16 protein-coding genes are annotated in these 19,727 nt (G+C 72.8%); 12 read left to right on the forward strand and 4 right to left on the reverse strand.

The genetic code is table 11. The features are described 5' to 3' along the window. The first annotated feature begins 57 nt into the window (after positions 1 to 57). From ACWCQS_RS35325 to ACWCQS_RS35380, 12 genes are read left to right on the forward strand one after another with little or no spacing between them, the layout of a single operon-like run. Entirely contained in the window at positions 58 to 1,776 is a 1,719-nt protein-coding gene (locus tag ACWCQS_RS35325; RefSeq protein ID WP_451008252.1) for an acyl-CoA dehydrogenase, read from the forward strand. 34 nt (positions 1,777 to 1,810) lie between these two features. Next, complete coding sequence (locus ACWCQS_RS35330) at positions 1,811 to 2,098, forward strand: acyl carrier protein (RefSeq protein WP_451008253.1); 288 nt, start codon at positions 1,811 to 1,813, stop codon at positions 2,096 to 2,098. Beyond that, positions 2,095 to 5,055, forward strand: a complete 2,961-nt coding sequence (locus ACWCQS_RS35335; RefSeq protein WP_451008254.1) for a type I polyketide synthase — start codon at positions 2,095 to 2,097, stop codon at positions 5,053 to 5,055. Before ACWCQS_RS35330 ends, ACWCQS_RS35335 begins: the two co-directional genes overlap by 4 nt. Positions 5,056 to 5,098: 43 nt before the next feature. Continuing rightward, on the forward strand, positions 5,099 to 6,130 hold the full coding sequence (locus ACWCQS_RS35340) for a 3-oxoacyl-ACP synthase III family protein (RefSeq protein WP_451008255.1): 1,032 nt from the start codon (positions 5,099 to 5,101) through the stop codon (positions 6,128 to 6,130). Between the two features lie 5 nt (positions 6,131 to 6,135). Beyond that, complete coding sequence (locus tag ACWCQS_RS35345; RefSeq protein ID WP_451008256.1) at positions 6,136 to 8,106, forward strand: HAD-IIIC family phosphatase; 1,971 nt, start codon at positions 6,136 to 6,138, stop codon at positions 8,104 to 8,106. Between the two features lie 14 nt (positions 8,107 to 8,120). Then, a complete protein-coding gene (locus tag ACWCQS_RS35350) occupies positions 8,121 to 8,357 on the forward strand; it encodes an acyl carrier protein (RefSeq protein ID WP_451008257.1) in 237 nt (78 codons plus the stop codon). Beyond that, entirely contained in the window at positions 8,354 to 9,193 is an 840-nt protein-coding gene (locus tag ACWCQS_RS35355; protein ID WP_451008258.1) for a 2-oxo acid dehydrogenase subunit E2, read from the forward strand. The genes ACWCQS_RS35350 and ACWCQS_RS35355 overlap by 4 nt, the downstream gene beginning before the upstream one ends. Then, complete coding sequence (locus ACWCQS_RS35360; RefSeq protein ID WP_451008259.1) at positions 9,120 to 10,439, forward strand: 4'-phosphopantetheinyl transferase superfamily protein; 1,320 nt, start codon at positions 9,120 to 9,122, stop codon at positions 10,437 to 10,439. The genes ACWCQS_RS35355 and ACWCQS_RS35360 overlap by 74 nt, the downstream gene beginning before the upstream one ends. Further along, positions 10,436 to 11,527 (forward strand): alpha/beta fold hydrolase, encoded by a 1,092-nt coding sequence (locus tag ACWCQS_RS35365; RefSeq protein WP_451008260.1) that lies wholly within the window; start codon positions 10,436 to 10,438, stop codon positions 11,525 to 11,527. Before ACWCQS_RS35360 ends, ACWCQS_RS35365 begins: the two co-directional genes overlap by 4 nt. Next, a complete protein-coding gene (locus ACWCQS_RS35370) occupies positions 11,524 to 12,300 on the forward strand; it encodes a thioesterase II family protein (RefSeq protein WP_451008261.1) in 777 nt (258 codons plus the stop codon). The genes ACWCQS_RS35365 and ACWCQS_RS35370 overlap by 4 nt, the downstream gene beginning before the upstream one ends. A gap of 58 nt (positions 12,301 to 12,358) precedes the next feature. Beyond that, positions 12,359 to 13,405: a hypothetical protein gene (locus ACWCQS_RS35375; RefSeq protein WP_451008262.1), complete on the forward strand. Its 1,047-nt coding sequence runs from the start codon at positions 12,359 to 12,361 to the stop codon at positions 13,403 to 13,405. A gap of 10 nt (positions 13,406 to 13,415) precedes the next feature. Beyond that, positions 13,416 to 13,568 (forward strand): hypothetical protein, encoded by a 153-nt coding sequence (locus ACWCQS_RS35380; protein ID WP_451008263.1) that lies wholly within the window; start codon positions 13,416 to 13,418, stop codon positions 13,566 to 13,568. A gap of 88 nt (positions 13,569 to 13,656) precedes the next feature. Here the strand turns inward: ACWCQS_RS35380 and ACWCQS_RS35385 are convergent, their stop codons facing one another. From ACWCQS_RS35385 to ACWCQS_RS35400, 4 genes are read right to left on the reverse strand one after another with little or no spacing between them, the layout of a single operon-like run. After that, positions 13,657 to 16,563 (reverse strand): glycoside hydrolase family 2 TIM barrel-domain containing protein, encoded by a 2,907-nt coding sequence (locus ACWCQS_RS35385; protein ID WP_451008264.1) that lies wholly within the window; start codon positions 16,561 to 16,563, stop codon positions 13,657 to 13,659. Positions 16,564 to 16,575: 12 nt separating this feature from the next. Further along, positions 16,576 to 17,391 carry a carbohydrate ABC transporter permease gene (locus ACWCQS_RS35390; RefSeq protein WP_451008355.1) on the reverse strand — a complete coding sequence of 272 codons (816 nt, stop codon included), beginning with the start codon at positions 17,389 to 17,391 and terminating at the stop codon, positions 16,576 to 16,578. 23 nt (positions 17,392 to 17,414) lie between these two features. Then, a complete protein-coding gene (locus ACWCQS_RS35395; RefSeq protein ID WP_451008265.1) occupies positions 17,415 to 18,380 on the reverse strand; it encodes a carbohydrate ABC transporter permease in 966 nt (321 codons plus the stop codon). 20 nt (positions 18,381 to 18,400) lie between these two features. Then, positions 18,401 to 19,666 (reverse strand): ABC transporter substrate-binding protein, encoded by a 1,266-nt coding sequence (locus ACWCQS_RS35400; protein WP_451008266.1) that lies wholly within the window; start codon positions 19,664 to 19,666, stop codon positions 18,401 to 18,403. Between the last annotated feature and the right edge of the window lie 61 nt (positions 19,667 to 19,727).

Genomic DNA, 19,727 nt, shown 5'->3' on the forward strand with positions numbered 1-19,727 from the left:
ACAGCCCGCGCCCCTTCAGGGCCCGCCCCCCCAGAACCGAGAGAAGGACAAACCCGAATGGACACGGTGCGGAACACCCCGGTGCGGCCCGCCCCGGCCCCGCCGGTCTCCCGGCCCGGCTCCCGGCCCCACACCGGCGAACTCGCCGTACGGGAGCGGATCCGGCGGATCGAGGAGGCCTTCGGCGATCCCTGGGATCCGCACAACCCCACCGGGCACGCGGCGCTGCTGGAGGCCGACGCCCGGCGGGCCGTGCCCTGGCCGGGGCTGCGCGCGCTGGAGCGGGCGGAGCTGACCGCCGACCTGGTGCCGGACCGGCTCGGCGGCCGGCTCGCCCGGGCCGACGGCTTCGCCCGCATCCTGCGCCATGTCTTCCGCCGGGACGCCTCCCTCGGGATCGGGCACGGCCTCATGTCGTACATGGCCGCCACCCATGTGTGGACCGCGGGCGACGCCGCACAGCAGCGGCGCACCGCCCGGCTGCTCCTGGGCGGCGGCTGGATGACCAACGCCTACCACGAGGTCGCGCACAGCAACGACCTGTTGCGGGAGGAGTACCGGGCCCGCCGGGTCCCCGGCGGCTACCGGCTCTCGGGCCGCAAGCACGCCGTCTTCAACGGCGCCCGCGCCGACGCCCTCACCCTGGTCTGCCGCACCGCCGACGGACCCGGCACCCGCAACTACTCGCTGCTGCTGGTCAGCCGCGCCGGCCTCGATCCGGAACGGGCCCGGGAGCTGCCCCGGCAGCACACCCACGGCGTCCGCTCCTGTCATGTCGCCGGACTCGACCTGCGCGACTGCCCCGTCGACGACGGCTGTCTGATCGGCGCGGAGGGCGACGGCGTCCGGCTGACCCTGCGCTCCTTCCAGGCCGTGCGCGGGGTCGCCGCCTCGGCGCTGATCGGCGTCGCGGACACCGCGCTGCGCACCGCCGTACGGCACGCGCTGCGCGAGGCGCCCGGCGAGCGCCCCCGGTCGGTGCTGGCCGGTGCCTTCGCCGACGTGCTCCTGTGCGACGCGCTGGCCCTGGCCGCCACCCGCGCGCTGCATCTGCTGCCGGAGCAGACCAGCGTGCTGGCGGCCTGCGCCAAGTACCTGGTGCCCCGGGTGCTGGACCAGGCCCTGCACGACCTGTCCAGCGTGCTCGGCGCCCGCCGCTTCGAGCGCACCGGCGAGGCCGGATTCTTCCAGAAGGCCGTCCGCGACCTGCCCGTGGTGGGTCTCGGCCATGCCGGCACCGCCGCCTGCCAGGCCATCGTCGTCCCGCAACTGCGGCAGCTGGCGAGCCGGTCCTGGCTGCGGGACGAATGCGCGCCCGCCGCGCTGTTCCGGCCCGGCGCCGACCTGCCCGCGCCGGCCGCGGCCGGCCTGCTCAGCCTGACCGCGCCCCGGGAGACCGTCAGCGGCTGGCTCACCCGGGCCGGCGGAGCCGAACTCCGCCCGGCCGGGGATGTGTTGCTCGCCGAGTTCCGCGCGCTCGGCGAGGTCTGCCGGGCCCTCGACGCCAAGGCCCCCCGGGGCGGTCCGGCCCTGGCCGACCGGTACGCGCTGCTGCTCGCCGCCGCCGCGGTCGTCGCCGTGCACACCGAGAGCGCCGACCCGTTCCTCGCCGACCCGGCCTGGGCGCGGGCCGCGCTCACCCGCATCGCCCACCGGCTCGGCCATGGCGTCCCCGGCCCGACCGAACCCTGGGCGCAGCCGCTCGGCGACGAACTGCTGCGGCGCGGCGCCGAACAGCGCACCTTCGACCTCTACGCGACCCCCGTGCCCGGCTGATCTGCGCACCACCGTTTCCCGAGGAGCCTCTTCCATGATTCCTGCCACCACCGACCCCACCGTCACCCGTCTGCGCGAGTGGCTCACCGAGCGCATGGCGGTCTATCTGCGCCAGAACCCGGCCGACATCGGCCCGCAGGTGCCGCTGGCCACCTACGGCCTGGACTCGGTCATCGCGCTCAGCCTGTGCGGCGATGTCGAGGACGAGTTCGGCATCGTCCTCGATCCGACCGTCGCCTGGGACTACCCGACCATCGAGGAACTCGCCGACCACCTCGCCGGGCTGGTGCCCGCGGACCTGCCGGGGAGTGCCGCTCGATGAACGCCGTCGCCATCGTCGGCCTCGACTGCCGCTTTCCGGGCGCCCCCGACCCGGCCGCCTTCTGGGACCTGCTGATGCGGGCCGGGGACGGCGGCGGCGAGGTCCCGCCGGACCGCTGGAGCGCCGCCGACTTCCACGACCCCGAGGGCGGGCCGGGCCGTACCAACACCACCCGGGGCGGTTTCCTCACCGACGCCGACGCCTTCGACAACGAGTTCTTCGCGGTCTCGCCCAAGGAGGCCGCCGCGATGGACCCGCAGCAGCGGCTGTTCCTGCAGACGGTCTGGCGGGCCCTGGAGGACGCGGGCCTGCCCCCGCACCACCTCGCCGACACGGCGACCGGTGTCTACACCGGTGTGATGGCCGGCGAGTGGGGGCAGCTGCACCTGTCGCAGTACGACCATGTCACCGCCCAGAGCGGCCCCGGAAACGGTTACTGCATGATCGCCAACCGGGTGTCGTACCACCTCAACCTCAAGGGCCCCAGCCTCGCGGTGGACACCGCCTGCTCCTCCTCCCTGGTCGCCGTGCACCTCGCGGTGAACGCCCTGCTGTCCGGCGAGGTCGACACCGCGGTCGCCGGCGGCGTCAACCTCCAGCTCACCCCCGCGCTCGGCATCTTCTACACCGCCGCGGGCCTGTCCGCCCCCGACGGCCGCTGCAAGCCGTTCAGCGCCGACGCCGACGGCATCGGCCGCGGTGACGGCGTCGGCGCGGTCGTCCTGCGCCGCCTGGAGGACGCGCTCGCCGACGGGCAGCAGATCTACGCCGTCATCCGGGGCACCGCCGTCAACCAGGACGGGCGCAGCAACGGCCTGACCGCGCCCAGCCGCTGGGCCCAGGAGGAGGTCCTCGCCCAGGCGCTGCGCCGGGCCGGTGCCGAGGCCCACGAGGTGGCCTTCGTCGAGGCGCACGGCACCGGCACCGCCCTCGGCGACATGATCGAGTCCAAGGCGCTCGGCCAGATCTACGGCCAGGGCCGAACCAAGCCGTGCGCGATCGGCTCGGTCAAGGGCAACATCGGACACACCGAGGCCGCCGCCGGCATCGCCGGGCTGATCAAGACGGCGCTCGCGCTGCACCACCGGATCGTGCCCGCGAGCCCCTTCGCCGCCCGCGAGAACCGCCGCCTCGACCTCGCCGGTCTCGGCCTGAAACTGCTGAAGTCGCCGCTCAGGCTGCCCTCCGGCACCCAGCTCGCCGGACTCAGCAGCTTCGGCATGGGCGGCACCAACGCCCATGTCGTGCTGGAGACCTCGCCCGTGCGCGCCCGCCGCCCGCTCGCCGCCGACGGCAAGCCCCGGCCGGTGGTGTTCACGCTGAGCGCCAACAACCCCGACGGGCTGCTGCGCAACATCCGCGCCCAGGCCGAGAACCTCGGCCGCCGCGCCCAGGAACCTCTGGCCCCGCTGGCCTGGAGCAGCAACAAGGTCCGTACGACCCTGCCGTACCGGTTCGCGGTCACCGCCCGCACCACCTCCGAGCTGGTGGACCGGCTCGCCGGCGCCGTCCGCGACGCCGAGGAGCGGGCCGCGCTCACCGGCCACCCCGAGGGCCGGCACCAGGTGGCGTTCCTGTTCACCGGGCAGGGCGCGCAGTTCCCCGGCATGACCAAGGCGCTGTACCGGGACTCGGCCGCCTACCGGCGCCACCTGGACGACGCCGACGACGCCCTGCTGCCGCACGTCGGCCGCTCGGTGCGCGACCTGCTGCTCTCCTGTGACGAGGCGATCCACCGCACCGAGAACGCCCAGCCCGCGCTGTTCGCCGTCGAGTACGCCATGGCCCGCACCCTGGGCGGCCTGGGCATCGAGCCGGACGCCGTGCTCGGCCACAGCATCGGCGAGTTCGCCGCCGCCGTGACCGCCGGGGCGCTGTCCCTGGACGAGGCGGCCTGGCTGGTCGCGGCCCGCGGCAGCCTCATGCAGCGGCTGCCCGAGGGCGGCGGCATGCTGGCGGTCCGCGCCGCCGCCGAGGACCTGGCCGAACTCGTCGAGCAGGAGCCCGCGGTGGACGTGGCCGTGCTCAACGGCCCCGAGGCCACCGTGCTCTCGGGTGAACTGGAGGCGCTGAAGCGGATCGGACGCGCGCTGCGCCGTCGCGACATCGGCGCCACCGCGCTGCGCGTCTCGCACGCCTTCCACTCCTCGCTGATGCGGCCCATGCTCGCCGAGTTCAACCGGATCGCCTCCGCCTGCCGGCCCCGCCCGCCGCACCGCCCGTTCTACTCGACCGTGCTCGGCCGGGCCCTGGACGGCGAACCGCTGGACGGCGGCTACTGGACCCGGCACGTCAGCGACCCGGTGCGGTTCGCCGAGGCCGTCACCGAACTGGTCAAGGACGGGCCCCGGCTGCTGGTGGAGATCGGCCCCAAGCCCGTGCTCACCCCGCTGGTCCGCAAACTGCGGCTCGCCGACGACCTGCTGTGCCTCAACCCGGGCGCCGGGGAGACGGCCGGCGGCCACGAGCTCGCCGAGACCACCGCGGCGCTCTTCCGCGCCGGGCTCGCCCCCCGCTGGGAGGACCTGTACGAGGAGGAGGAACGCCGCTTCCAGCGGTTGCGCCCGTACGAGTTCGCCACCGGCCACCGCTACTGGTTCCGCACGACCGGTGCGGCCGGTCCCGAGATCACCTCCGTCACCTCGGCGCCGTCACCCGCCGCGGCCGCCGGCGCCGACGGCCGCTGGGCCGGTACGACGGGCGAGCGGGTCGCCGACGCCGTGCTCGGCGCCATCGCCGAGACCGGCGGCTACGCGGCCGGCGAGATCGCCCTGCGCGCCCGGCTGTACGAGGACCTCGGCTTCGACTCCGTGACGATCATGCAGCTCAAGGCGCGGGTCGAGGCGAGCCTGCCGGAGACGGCCCAGCTGTCCGTGCAGGAACTGCTGCCCCATCTGTCGTCGGTGGGCGCCCTCATCGAGTTCCTGCGCGAGCACGCGGCCGCCACCGCCGCCTGACCCGACCCCCGCCCCTCATCCCTTGCCACCGGAAAGGCAGCTCATGTCCGTGACCGACGATCCGCAGGCGTACATCGCCTCGATCGGCACCGCCCTGCCCGGCGATCCCGTCGACAACCAGGAACTCGCGGGGCGCTTCGGCATCGACCCCGACTGGATCGAGGTGTTCATCGGCACCCGCACCCGGCACTTCGCCGTCGACCTCGACACCGGCACCACCCGCCAGACCCTCGCCGACCTGGCCGCACTGGCCGGCCACCGGGCGCTGACCGCCTCCGGTGTGGACCCCGACGACATCGGCTTCCTCGTCATGGGCACCGCCACCCCGGACGCGCTGATGCCCGCCACCGTCAACCTGGTCGCCGACCGGCTCGGCCTGGACCATCTGCCCACCTACCAGCTGCAGTCGGGCTGCGCGGGCGCCGTCCAGGCCCTCGACCTCGGCCGCACCCTGATCACCGGCGGCGGGCACCGGGCCGGACTGGTGCTCGGCGGCGACGTGTGCGCCAAACACCTCCCGCTGGACCAGGACTTCAGCCGGATGCCGGCCTCCGAACTGGTCAACTTCGTGCTCTTCGGCGACGGTGCGGGGGCCGCCGTCCTGACCGCCGAACCGGCCGGCGCCCGGCTCGCCCTGCGCCGCGTGCTCAACCTGCTCACCGGCCTGGGCCGGGAACCGGGGCAGACCGTCGAGTGGTTCGGGGTCGCCGACCGCACCTCGGACCGGCAGCCCATCCGCGAGGACTACAAGTCCATCGAGCAGGCCGTGCCGGTGATGGCCTCGGAGACCCTGTGGGAGCTGCTGGACGAGCAGGGCTGGAGCGACTGCGACCTCGACTTCCTGCTGCCGCCCCAGCTGTCCGCGCGGATGACCGAGAAGATCGTCGCGCACATGGACGTGCCCGCCGCGGCCGAGGTGTCCTGCGTCGCCGACACCGGCAACACCAGCAACGCCCTGCCGTTCATGCAGATGGCCCGGCTCCTGGACCGCATCGAGACCGGCCAGAAGGCGATCGGCGTCGCCATCGAGTCCAGCAAGTGGATCAAGTCGGGCTACGCCCTGGAGAAGGTCTGACCACGATGACGGACATCACGGAAACTGCCGTACGAACCCAAACGGACGCCAAGCCGGACACCGCGCCGCTCGACGGCGCCGACGCGCTCGCCGCGATCCGCGGCTGGCACGCCGAGGCCCGGCTGGTGGAACACTATCCGCAGGTCCTGGCGCTGCTGCCGGGCCTGGACGTGGCCGCCCGCGGCTCGGTCGGACAGCTGCTGGCCCGGCTGGACGCCGAGGAGGTGCTGCGTCTGCACCCGCAGACGCCGGCCTTGACCGTGGCGATCACCGGCCACTCCACCCTGGCCGGTCTGGTCGCCCCGCTCACCGCTGAACTCGCCCGGCACGGACTGCTGTTGCGCCACCGCCTGAGCGACTACGACGGCTGGGTGCGCGACCTCGGCGACCCGCAGAGCGAGGTCTACCAGGACGGCACCGACCTGGTGCTGTGCGTGCTGGACGCGGAAACCGTCTTCGACGACCTGCCCGTCCCCTGGCGGGTGGAGGACGCCGAGGCCGCCCTCACCGCCCGGCTGAACCTCCTCGATTCCCTCGCCGGCACCCACGCCGCCCACGGCGGCGGCACCCTCGTCCTCAACACCCTGCCGCTGCTGCCCCGTTTCCCGCGCCAGCTGGTCGACCTGCGCTCGCGCACCCGGCTGTCCATCGCCTGGCGCGAGTTCAACGCAGGCCTGCTGCGGCTGGCCGAGGCCCACCCGAACGTCCTCACCGTCGACCTCGACCCGCTGCTCGCCGCGGGCGGCCCCGCCGCCGACCCCCGCCTGAGCAGCTACGCCAAGGCCCGCCTGTCGGACGAGACCCTCGCCGGGTACGCCGTCGAGATCGGCCACCTGGCCCGCGCCCTGACCGGGCGCACCAAGAAGGTCCTCGTCCTGGACGCCGACGGCACCCTGTGGGACGGCATCCTCGGCGACGACGGCCCCGAGGGCATCGCCGCCGCCGGCAGCTTCCGCGGTGAGGCGTTCGGCGACTTCCAGAAGGTGATCAAACAGCTCGGCGCCCAGGGCGTCCTGCTCGCCGTGTGCAGCAAGAACGACCGCGAGCCGCTGCTGTCGGTGGTCCGCGACCACCCGGACATGGTGCTGCGCGAGGACGACTTCGTGCACATCACCGCCAACTGGCAGCCCAAGGACGGCAATCTGCTCGCCCTCGCCGAACGCCTCAACCTCGGCGCCGACAGCTTCGTCTTCGCCGACGACAACCCCTTCGAGTGCGGCCTGGTCCGGGCCGGCGTCCCCGGCGCCGCCGTGATCGGCCTCGACGACGAGCCCGCCCTGCACATCGACAAACTCCTCGCCGACGGCTGGTTCGACGTGCGGGAGCTCACCGACGCCGACCGCGGCCGCGGCGCCCAGTACCGCAGCGACGCCGCCCGCCGGGAACTGCAGGAGGCCTCCGGCTCCGCCGAGGAGTACCTGGCGAACCTCGGCGTCACCGTCACCTTCTCCCCGCCGGGCCCGCTGGAGGTCGCCCGGGTCTCCCAACTCACCCAGCGCACCAACCAGTTCAACCTCACCACCGTACGGCTGCAGCCGGAGCAGGTGCGCGAGCAGCTCGGCGACCCGGGCCGGCTGGTCCTCGCCATCCGCGCCTCCGACCGGTTCGGCGACAACGGCCTGGTCGGCGCCGTCTTCGCCCGCCACGCCGACGACGGACTGCACCTGGACAACATCCTGCTCTCCTGCCGGGTCTTCGCCCGCGGCATCGAACAGGCCTGCCTGGCCGCCCTGTTGGCGGCCGCCCGCGCGGCCGGGTTGCCCGCGGTACACGCCGAGTACCGGCCCACCAAGAAGAACCACCGGATGCGCGCCTTCTACCCGGACCACGGTTTCGCGGCCGTCACCGAGCCCGCGGAGGCCGCCGGGACCGCCGAGGACGCCGGCGTACTCCGCTTCCGGCACGACCTGACCACCATCGCCGCCGCGCCCGCCCACGTCGATCTGACCGCCGATCTCTCCGGCGCCTTCCAGTAGGGACTGCACACGACATGGCCACCCTCACCACCCAGGACGACTACCTGCTCATCCTGCGCGACCTCGTCGGATTCCCCGTCGAGGCCGACGAACTCGACACCCCCTTCGACCGGTTGCGCGGCTGGGACTCCGTGCATCTGCTCAAGCTCGTCACCGCCATCGAACGCGAGACCGCCGTCCGGCTCCCGGTCACCCGGGTCCTCGAAGCCCGCTGCCTCGCGGAGATCTTCGCCCTGGCGGTGGCCGGATGAGTACCGGCGCCGTCCAGCGGTACGTCCCGGAACGCCAGCGCCGGCACACCCTGTACTTCCTGGAGTACGCCTTCGCCCGGCAGCGCCCGGTCCTGATCGACACCGAGATCGACATGAGCGCCGTCGCCGCACACCGGGCCGCCGCCCGGACCGCGGGCCACCGGCTCTCCCTGGTCAGCTATGTGGTGTGGGCCGGTGCCCGCGCGGTCGCCGCCCACCCGGAGGCCAACGCGGCCCTCACCGGCCGGATCGCCCCGCGCCTGGCCCAGTACCAGGGCACCACCGCGAAGGTCGCCCTCGACAAGACCTACCAGGGCCGGCGCGCGGTGTTCTCGGCACTCGTCCAGGACGCCGAGCGCCTGACGCTGGAGCAGATCCAGCAGGTCGTCGACCGGCACCGCGACGCCGACGCCGAACACTTCCCCCAGTTCGCGGGCGTCCGCAGGGTCAACCGGCTGCCGGCACCGGTCGGCCGGCTGCTGTTCCGCCGGCTGCTCAGCCGCCCGGAGGGCCGCCGCCGGGTCCTCGGCACCTTCTCGGTCAGCTGCCTCGGCCACCGGCCCGTCGACTCCTTCGCGGGCGCCGGCGGCACCGCCGTCACCCTCAACATGGGCCGGATGCGCGAGCGTCCCTGGGTCCAGGGCGGGCGGCTGACCGTCGCCCCGGTCATGCGGCTGAACCTCACCTTCGACCACCGGGTGATCGACGGCGCGCTCGCCGCCGACCTCCTGGCAGACATCAAAGCCAGTCTGGAGGGCTTTCATGCCGGCACCTCCGCCGACCATTCCGCGGCCGGTACGGATCGGCTCCCCCCGGTCCTGGAAGGTCGTCCATGACGACCTCGCCCGGTTGGGCACGGCCGTGCTGTACGCACCGGCCGGCGAATGGCGGCGGGACGAGCGGGACGAGGCGGGGCTGCGCCGGCTGCTCGGCCGCGACTGGGACCGCTATCAGTCCTTCGGCCACCCCGGGCTGCGCCGTCAGTTCGCCGCCTCCCGCGCCCTGCTGAAGCAGGCCGCGGCGGTGGCCCTGCGGCTGGCCCCGGAGGACATCGAACTCGCCTACGGCCCCTCGGGGCGGCCGTATCTGCGCGGCTTCGACCAGATCGACCTCAGCCTCAGCCACACCGACGACATCCTGCTCGTCGGCATGACCACCCGCGGTCTGATCGGCGTGGACGTGGAGCGCTCCGACCGGCCCCTGTACGGCCCCGGCCTCGGCCGGCAAATCTGCACCCCGCACGAGCTGAAACAGCTGTCCCGGCTGCCCGAGCAGCGGCGCAACGCCGAACTGGTCCGGCTGTGGACCCTGAAGGAGGCCTACAGCAAGGCCATCGGACAGGGCATGCGATTCCGCTTCACCCAGTTCGGCTTCGCCACCGACCCGGCCGACGGCCGGGTGCTGCGCCCGGACGGCCGGCGCGGCGGCGAGGAGTGGATCCTGCGCACCTACGCGCTGCCCGAGGGCTACTGCGCGAGCGCGGTGGTGGAGAACGCCGGCTTCGGCCGGCTCGACGATCCGGCCGCGGCCACCATGCTCGACCGCGACCTGGTCGTCGCCCTGACCAGCACCCTCACCGACCAGCCGGACCCCACCGGGCCCGGCGACGCGGACCCCGCCGAGCCCGGCGACGGGTACCTCGCCGAGCCCGGCCACGGGTACCCCGCCGCGCCCCGCGACGGGTACCCCGCCGCGCCGGGCGACGCGTACCCCTCCGAGCCCGGCCACGGGTACCCCGCCGCGCCGGGCGACGGGTACCCCTCCGAGCCCGGCGACGGGTACCCCGCCGAGCCCGGCGACGGGTACCCCTCCGAGCCCCGCGACGGGTACCCCGCCGCGCCGGGCGACGCGTACCCCTCCGAGCCCGGCCACGGGTACCCCGCCGCGCCGGGCGACGCGTACCCCGCCCCGCCCGGCGACGCGTACCCCTCCGAGCACCGCGACGCGGACCCCGCCCAGCCCGGCGACGAGGACTCCGCCGAGCCCCGCGACGCGGACCCCGCCGAACCTGGCGACGAGGACCCCGCCGAGTCCTGCGGCGAGCACCCCTCCGACGACCCCGCCGAGGAGACACCCCTATGACCCACGACCCGCATGCCCGGCACGACCTGGCAGAGCTGAAGAACTTCGTGCTGCTGCACGCCCGCGCCCTCGGCCTGGATGCCGAGGAGGCGGCCCTGGTGCGCGACCGCATCGACCGCGACGACGGCAGCGGCCGGCCCGGCAGCTGGGCGGGCGAGTGGACGGCCGCCGCCGAGGCCCGCGAACACGCGGGCGATCTGTCCGGCGCCGTCGCCCGCTACATCCTCGCGAGCTTCCCCTACCCCGACAGCCTCGCCCGGCACCGGGCCCGCACCCGCGGCCAGGAGGTCTTCGACCGCTGGCGCTCCGCCCTGCCCGGCGTCGGCCGCCTCGACGTGCGCACCCCGGCCGGCACGGTCCGCTGCTACACCGCCGGCCTGGACGCCGACCCGGCCCGCCCGGTGGTCGTGGTCACCGGCGGCATCGTGAGCGTCAAGGAACAGTGGTCGCCGTTCCTGCTGCTCGCCGAACAGGCCCATCTCGCTGTCGTCGTCGCCGAGATGCCCGGCGTCGGCGAGAACACCATGCCCTACCGCCGCGACAGCCACCAGCTCTACGGCGCCGTCCTCGACGCGCTCGACGGCCGCGCCGACACCTCCCACGCCGTCCTGGTCGCGCTCAGCTTCAGCGGGCACCTGGCGCTGCGGCACGCCGCCCAGAACCCGCGCATCCGCGGCATCGTCACCGTCGGCGCGCCCGTCGCCGCGTTCTTCACCGACTCCGCCTGGTGGCCGCGCATCCCCGACCTCACCCTGGACACCCTGGCCCGGCTCACCGGCGTACGCCGGCCCGGACTGCGCGAGCACCTGACCGAGTGGGCGCTCGCGGCGGACGAGCTGCGCGCCCTGGACATCCCGGTGACCTATGTGCGCAGTCTGCGCGACGAGATCATCCCCGGCGCGGACGCCGAGCTGCTCGCCCGGCACGTGCCCGAGCTGGAACTGATCGAGTACGACGACGTGCACGGCTCACCGGGCCATGTCGACGAGGTCCGCGCCGCGCTCGCCCAGGCCGTCCTGCGTATGACGGGCCGTCAGCCCACGGTCGCCCGGCCGACGGTGGGCTCGCTGCAGGGGAGCGGCACATGACCGGCCCGAACCCCTATCTGCCGCACCCGCCCACCGGCGAGGCACCGCTGCGCCTGTTCTGCTTCCACCACGCCGGCGGCAGCGCGGGCGCCTTCCGCGGCTGGCCGGACCTGCTCGGCCCCGGCATCGAGATCGTCCCCGTGCAACTGCCGGGCCGCGAGGGCCGGATCCGTGAACCCCGCTTCACCCGGCTCGCCCCGTTGGCCGAGGAGGTCTCCGAAGCGCTGTCGGGCCTGCTGGACGAGCCGTATCTGTTCTACGGCCACAGCATGGGCGCCCTGCTCGCCCACGAGATCACCGCCCGGCTTCCGGAGGACGCCCGCAGGCCGGAACTCCTCATCGTCGGCGGCTTCCCCGCACCCCACCTGGGGCATGCCCTGAACCTGCCGCCGGGTCTGTCCGACGCCGAGCTGACCACCCTGCTGCTCGGCCTCGGCGGGCTGCCCGCCGAACTCGCCGACCGGACCGAGTGGCTGGAGGTGCTGCTGCCGGTCGTCCGCGACGACCTCACGGTCTGCGCCGACCATCGGCCCGCCCCGCCCGAACCGCTGCCGGTGCCGATCCACGCCCTCGCCGGGCAGGACGACCTGCTCGTCGACGTGGACAAGGTGCTCGCCTGGCAGCGCCACACCTCCGTGTCCTTCCGCGCGGAGTCGCTGCCCGGCGGTCACTTCTTCGCCAAGGACCACCCCTCCGCCTTCTTCACCGCCCTCACCTGGGCGATCCGGGCCCGGCTGCCGCACGGCCCGATCCCGGTGCGGGCGGCGCGCTGAGCCCCAACCCGCGACCCGGCCGGGTCCCGCCCGGCCGCGAACAGAACCGAGGTGCACCATGTCATCCCCGTCCACCACGACCCCCACGCCGACCGCGGCGGCCCCCTCACCCGCCCCCGCCGCCGGACCCCGCGCCGTCCCCCCGCTGCGCGGGCTCGGCTCAGTCGCCCTGGCCGCGCTCGCGGTCGTGGCGCTGTTCGTGTGGATCGTCGGCGCGTCGATGAGCGCGCCGCAGCCGCACGACGTGCCGCTCGCCGTCGTCGCGCCCGCCCCCGTGGCCGGGCAGGCGGCCAAGCAGTTGTCGGCCGCCCAGCCCGGCGCGCTCGACGTCAGGACGTACGCCGACCCGGCCAAGGCCCGCCAGGCACTTCAGCAGCAGGACGTGAAGGGAGTTCTCACGCTCGGCGTCCGCGGCGACGAGGTGCTGGTCACCGGCGCTTCGGGCGATGCGGTCAAGCAACTGGTCACCACCGTGGGCGAGAAGGCCGCGGCCCAGGGGCATGTGCCGCTGAAGGTGACCGACGCCGGCCCGCTGCCGAGCGGCGACCGGCACGGACTGATCGCGTTCACCCTCATGGTGGCCCTCAGCCTGGCGGGCCTGGTCTTCCAGGGGCTGTTCGCGTTGCGGCTGCCCGCGCTCGGCCGGTGGGCCTGGCTGGCCGCGGCGGCCGTCTTCTCGGCGGTGGCCGGGGTCGTCGCAGCGAGCGTGGCGGACCTGGTCCTCGGCGCCTTCCCGGGCCGCCTGTGGCAGGTCGCCGGGGTGGCGGCGCTGCTGTCCTTCGCGACGGTGGCCACGATCGCCGCGCTGCACCGCCTGCTCGGCCTGCTCGCGTTCCCGCTGTCCACCCTGCTGCTGCTCCAGCTGGGCATCGCGACGTCCGGCGGCCCCGTCCCGCGCGACTTCCTCCCTTCCTTCTACCGCGCGCTGTCCCCGGGAATGCCCGGCGCCGCCGAGGTGCAGGCCGTACGCCGTCTGGCCTACCTGCACCAGGCCCCGGTGGCGTCCTCCCTGCTGGTCCTGACGGCCTGGGCGGCGGCCGGCACCCTGATCACCCTGCTCGCCTGGCGCCTGCGACCGGCCCCGGCGGCGCGGCCCGCGTCCTGAGGCGGCACGCGTGCACACACCGCCGTACGACACCCACACGACGCGCACGCCCCGTCCCGGAGCCCGGTCCGGTGACGGGGCGAACGCCCCACGACAGGCGCTCCTCGCGGGCGAGGACGACCACGACCCGGCCGAGGCCCACATCTTCCGGGGCATCGACTGACCGGTCAGCCGATCGGTGCGCAGAGCATGCCCAGTTTGCCCATCTCTGCGCCCGCACCCGGCGGACAGGGTGGTTGGGACAGTGATGATCAGTCGGCCTCCGGATCGGGGGCGGTGGAGAACACGAAGGAGAACTCCGCCGGTTCGGCCCGCAGGTGGTACTGGGGCAGCGGGCCCGGGCCGCAGGACTGGGAGCCGATGCCGTGCTGGCCGTGGTCCAGGTTGACCCAGACCCCCGCGGCGGAGCCGCTGTCGGACGCGGTCCCGGGGGTGAGATCGGTGCGGTGCGCGGCGGCGTCCAGCTGCTCCGTGGTCCAGCGGCGGGCGGTGAGCCAGAACGCCGGGTCGCCCTCGATGCGCAGGCCGCCGAGCTCGGCCCAGCGGACGTCGATGCGGGCGCCGTTCTCCTGGGGACGGACGTACGGCGTCTGCATACCGTCCACCGTCGACTGCCAGCGGCCGATCGCCGACGCCGCCCTGGTGTCCGGATACGCCTCGCCGGGGCCGCCGCCGTACCACCGCACACGGTCGGCCGCGGACAGTCCGAAGCGGATGCCGAGCCGGGGGAGGGGGACGGTCCAGTCACCCTCGGGGGTGGTGCGCACGGTCAGCCGCAGCCGGTCTCCGTCCGAGGTCCAGCGGTACACGGTCGACAGCCCCAGCTCCCGTGCGGCCGGCGCGACGCGGGTGCGGACCGTCAGGGTGTTCTCGCCGGTCTCCACCGCGTCCAGCCGGTGCCGCATCCGGTGCAGGCCGAGCCCCCGCCACAGCAGCCCGTAGCGCAGGTCGGGCTGCCAGGGGGCGCCGTCGTCGTTGTCGGTGGTGGCCCGCCACACGTCCAGCCGCAGCCCGGAGACGGGGACGTCGCCCACGGCCGTCAGGGCGCCGGTGCGGGCGTCGAAGGTGCCGGGGCCGAGGGTGATCACCCCGTCGCCGGACACCGGCCGGGCGGTCGCCGCGACCGTGGGCACCCGGCGCTCCGCCACCGGGATCTGGCCCCAGGCCACGACATGGCCCTTCGGCGCCCAGGCGGTGTCCGCCGCGAGCGCCGCCCGGACCGTCCACAGGGCCTCGCCGGCCGGCGCCCCGGCCGGCGGCGCGGGCAGCTTGACGTCGGCGGACTCGCCGGGTGCCAGCGCCGGCACCGACAGCGTGCCGGACTCCACCGGCTCCCCGTCGACCTCGTACGACCACGAGAACGCCAGCGCCGACAGGTCGGCGAAGTCCTGCTTGTTGGTGACCCGGACCGTGCCGTCGCCGAAGTCGCCGGCGATGCCCACGGGTTCGATCACCTTCTTGAACTCGACCAGGCCGGGGGACGGCTCCCGGTCCGGGAAGAGCAGGCCGTCGCAGACGAAGTTTCCGTCGTGCAACTCCTCGCCGAAGTCGCCGCCGTAGGCGTGACCCAGCTCCGGATGGGCGATGCCGTGGTCGATCCACTCCCACACGAAGGCGCCCTGCAGGCGGTCGTACGACTCGAACAGCCGCTGGTAGTCCGCGAGCCCGCCGGGGCCGTTGCCCATGGCGTGCGCGTACTCGCAGAGGATGAAGGGGAGCCGGCGTCGCTTGAGGGTGCCGCCGTCCCGGCCTTGGCCGATCCGCTCGACCTCGGCGTGGTCGGCGTACATCCGTGAGTACATGTCCGTGTCACGGCAGTTGTGGTCGCCCTCGTAGTGCACCAGCCGGGAGGAGTCCCGGCCGCGGATCCACTCGGCCATCGCGGTCAGGCCGCGGCCGGTGCCCGCCTCGTTGCCGAGGGACCAGACGACGACCGACGGGTGGTTCTTGTCCCGTTCGACCATGCGGGACGCCCGGTCCAGCAGGGCCGGGGTCCAGCGGTCGTCGTCGACGGGGTTGTCCCGCCAGCCCTGCTCGGTGAAGCCGTGGGTCTCCAGGTCGCACTCGTCGATCACCCACAGCCCGTACTCGTCGCACAGGTCGAGGAAGGCCGGGTGCGGCGGGTAGTGGGAGGTACGGACGGCGTTGACGTTGTGCCGTTTCATCAGCAGCACGTCCTCGCGCATGGTGGCGAGGTCCAGCGCGCGGCCCTTCTCCGGATGCCACTCGTGCCGGTTGACGCCCTTGAAGAGGACCGGCCTGCCGTTGACCTTGATCAGGCCGTCCGACAGCTCCACGGTGCGGAAACCGATGCGCAGCGGCACCCGCTCGCCCTCGGTGGCCAGTTCCCCCACGTACAGCCTGGGCGTTTCCGCCGACCACGGTTCGACCGGCACGGTCGCGCTCTCGCCCGTCGCGATGTCGATACCGAGCTCGGAAACGGTTACCCGGCCGTCCACGTCGGAGTCGACGCGCAGGGTGCCGGTGCCGGCCCGGTGGTCGTAGGAGGCGTGCACGAAGAAGTCGAGGGCGGCACCGGCCGGGCGGTGCAGCAGGGTGACGTCACGGAAGATGCCCGGCAGCCACCACTGGTCCTGGTCCTCCAGATAGGAGCCGGCCGACCACTGGTGGACCCGGACCGCCAGGACGTTGCCCTCGGGCCTCAGCAGATGGCCGACGGCGAACTCGTGCGGCAGCCGGGAGCCCTTGAACTCGCCGAGGTCCGTGCCGTTCAGCCACACCCGGGCGCAGGACTCCACCCCGTCGAAGCGCAGCACCGCGCCGCCGTCGGTGCGGTCCGGCCAGTTCTGAGGCAGGTCGAAGACCCGCAGATGGTCGCCGGTGGGGTTCTCGGTCGGCACGCGGGGCGGGTCGACGGGGAAGGGGTAGAGGTGGTTGGTGTAGATCGGGGCGCCGTGCCCCTGGAGGACCCAGTGGCCGGGGACCTGGATCTCCGCCCAGTCTCCGGCGTCGTATCCCTCCTCGGCGAAGGAGTCGTCCTCGGCGTCGGCCGTCGGTGACAGCCGGAAGCGCCAGCTGCCGTTCAGGGTGAGGGACTTGGCGTCCGAGGACGCGTACCAGGCACGGGGTGGCAGCGTCCCCGAGCCCGGCGAGACATCCTCGACGTAGTCGGTGACGGTGCGGTTGCTCAACGACATCGGTCTCCTAGCTCAGCCCTTGATGCCGGTCTGCGCGATCCCCTGCACCAGCCAGCGCTGGAGGAAGAGGAACACGAACAGCAGCGGCAGGATGGAAATGGCGGCCGCCATGAAGATCTGGTGGAAGACGACGGTCTGGTTGGTGATGTACGAGGAGAGCGCGACCTGGACGGTCCACGAGTTCGGGTCCTGCCCGATGACCAGCGGCCACAGAAACGCGTTCCAGCCGTTGATGAAGGTGATCGTCGCGATCGCCGCGAAGAAGTTCAGCGAGTTGGGTACGACGACCCGCCAGTACGCGCCCCAGTAGCCGAGCCCGTCCACGCGCGCCGCCTCCTCCAGCTCCTTGGGAAACCCCAGGAAGTACTGCCGGAACAGGAAGCAGGTGAAACCACTGAACAGCCCCGGAATGATCAGGCCCCGGTAGCTGTCCACCCAGCCGAGGGACGAGACCAGCACGAAGCTCGGTACGAAGGTCACCGAGGTCGGGACCATCAGGGTGCCCAGGACGACGTAGAAGATCTTGTTGGCGTGCTTGTACGGGATACGGGCCAGGGCGTAGCCCGCGAGCGAGCACACCAGCAGGATGCCGGCGGTCATGGAGACGGCGACGACCGCGGAGTTCAGCAGCGACCGGGCGAACGGCACCGCCGGGTCGTCGAACACCTCGCCGATGTTGCCCCACTGCAGGTGCGTCGGGAAGAACTCCCAGTGCTCGCCGGTGATCCGGGCGTCGGTGGACAGGGAGTTGCGCAGCAGCACGTAGAACGGGACCAGGAAGAGGACGGCGGAGACACCGGTGGCGATGTAGAGGCCGGTGTTGCCCATCACTCCGCCCCTGCGTTTGGCGGTCACTTGGACTCGTCACCCCTTCCGAAGCCCATGATCTTGCCCTGGAAAAGGGTTACGACGACGATCAGCGCGGTCAGGATGACGGCGCCCGCGCTGCCGGCTCCGTAGTCCTGTTCCGTGCCGAGGGCCGTGTAGTACAGCTCGACCAGCGGGGGGCGGCCCCACGTCGTCTTGTCGAGCAGGTTGAAGAACTCGTCGAAGGCCTGATAGGCGGCGATGAGCAGCAGCAGGATCACCGCGGTGGACGTGGCGCGCAGCTGGGGCAGCGTGATGTGCCGGAAGGTCTGCCAGCCCGGCCTGGCGCCGTCGATGGCGGCGGCCTCGTACAGCTCGGCCGGGATGTTCTGCAGCGCGGCCAGGAAGAGGATCATGTAGAAACCGGACTGCAGCCACAGCCGTGCCGAGACGATGACCAGCCAGTACCAGGGTGGATCGGGGCTCGCCAGCCAGGCGATGTTGTCGATCCCGAACCAGCCGAGGACGGTGTTCATCAGGCCGAAGCGCACGCCGCTGAAGAGGGACATCTTCCAGATCAGCGACGCGGCCACATAACTGCACGCGGTCGGCAGGAAGAACACCGACCGGAAGAAGGCCCGCATGAACCGCAGCCGGTTCACCAGCAGGGCGAGACCCAGCGACACCGCCCAGGTGGTCGGCACGATGAACGCGGCGAAGACGGTGAAGGTGCCGAGCGAGTGGACGAACTTGGGGTCCGTCAGCATGTACGTGTAGTTGTCGAAGCCGATGAACTTCGACGGGGTGACCGTGAATCGGGCGTCGAAGAAGCTGAGGTAGACGCTCCAGACGATCGGCACGTAGATGAAGACGGTCAGCCCGACCAGGAAGGGGCTGAGGAAGAGCCAGAAGTTGAAGGTGCGGCTGCCCCGCAGGTCCCGCCAGGTCCGGGCCGGCCGGGCCTTCGCCGGGGCGGGCCCTGCGAGGGCGGGCTTGGTCGTCGTCGACATGTCGTGGTCCGTCCGCCGGCCTATCCGAAGAGCTTGTTGAGCTCGCGGTTCACGGCCTTGTCGCAGGTGTCGAGGGCCGCCCCCGGGTCACCCTCCTTGCGGACACAGTCGGCGATGACGTCCCAGGTCGCCTGGATCATGGCCTGGGTCCAGCCGATGTTGTCGAAGTGACCGTAGTCGTTGAAGAGCTTGACACCCTGCGCGGGCAGACCCGACTTGAGCTTGGTGGCCGATGCGGCGATCGAGGAGCGCGGCGGGATGTGGAAGCCGTACGAGGTCGAGAAGTCCTCCTGGTACTGCCTCTGGTCGATCCACAGCCACTTCACGTACTCCTTGGCCGCGTCGACGTCGCCGCCCCTGGCGTTGACGAACATCGACCAGCCGCCGTTGTAGACCGAGGGCTTGCCGGAGTCGACGGTCTTCGGGAAGGGGAAGATCCCGAGGTCGTCGCCGAGCGCCTGCTGGAACTGCGGCATGGCCCACATGCCGCAGAACTGGATGGCACACAGGCCCTGGCTGAGCGAGGAGGGGTCCCAGAAGTCCGTCGGGGCGCCGAGCAGCAGATGGCCGCTGGTGAAGAGCTTGCGCAGCTTCTTCAGGCCCTCGATGACGCCTGGGGTGTGGTAGGCGATCTGGTTCTTGTCGTCGAGGGTGTCGGCGCCCGCGGACCAGATCAGCGGGTTGACGATCGCGTGCAGGTCGTTGCCGAGATAGACGCCCTTCATCTTGCCGGTGGTGAGCTTGGCGGCGGCCTCGATCAGCTCGTCGAGGGTCTCGGGGACCTTGACGCCGGCCTTCTCGAAGAGCGAGGGCCGGTAGAAGAAGAACTGCGGGTCGTCGATCATCCGGACGCCGTAGATCTTCCCGGCGACCGTGTGGGACTTGATGTCGGCCGCGTTGAAGTCGTCCTTGACGGGATCGACGATGTCGCTCAGATCCGCCACCTGACCGCTCTTGACCATCTGGATCTGCGGGTGGAACTCGAAGACGTCGGGCGCGTTCTTGGTGAGCAGGGTGGCGAAGAGCTTGCTCTCGTAGTCGGCGCTGGTGATCCACTGCGTGGTCACGTTCGCCTTCTTGTACGCGGCGGCGTACCGCTTGAGCGCCTGCTCCACGCCCGGCTCGCCGTAGGCGTGGAACATCTGGGTGAGCTGCTTGCCCGAACCGGAGCCGCCGCCACGGCCGTTGTTGCTGCCGCACGCCGCGAGCGGTGCGGCGACGGCCAGTCCGGCGGCGGCCCGGAGTATCGAGCGGCGGTCCCATGTGCTGTTGCTCTGTGCCGACATGGTGACGTCCTTGTCTGTGGAGGTACGGGTGCGGGTGCGACCTGCGGCTGAGGCTGGTGCG

The organism is Streptomyces sp. NPDC002076, assembly GCF_053593835.1.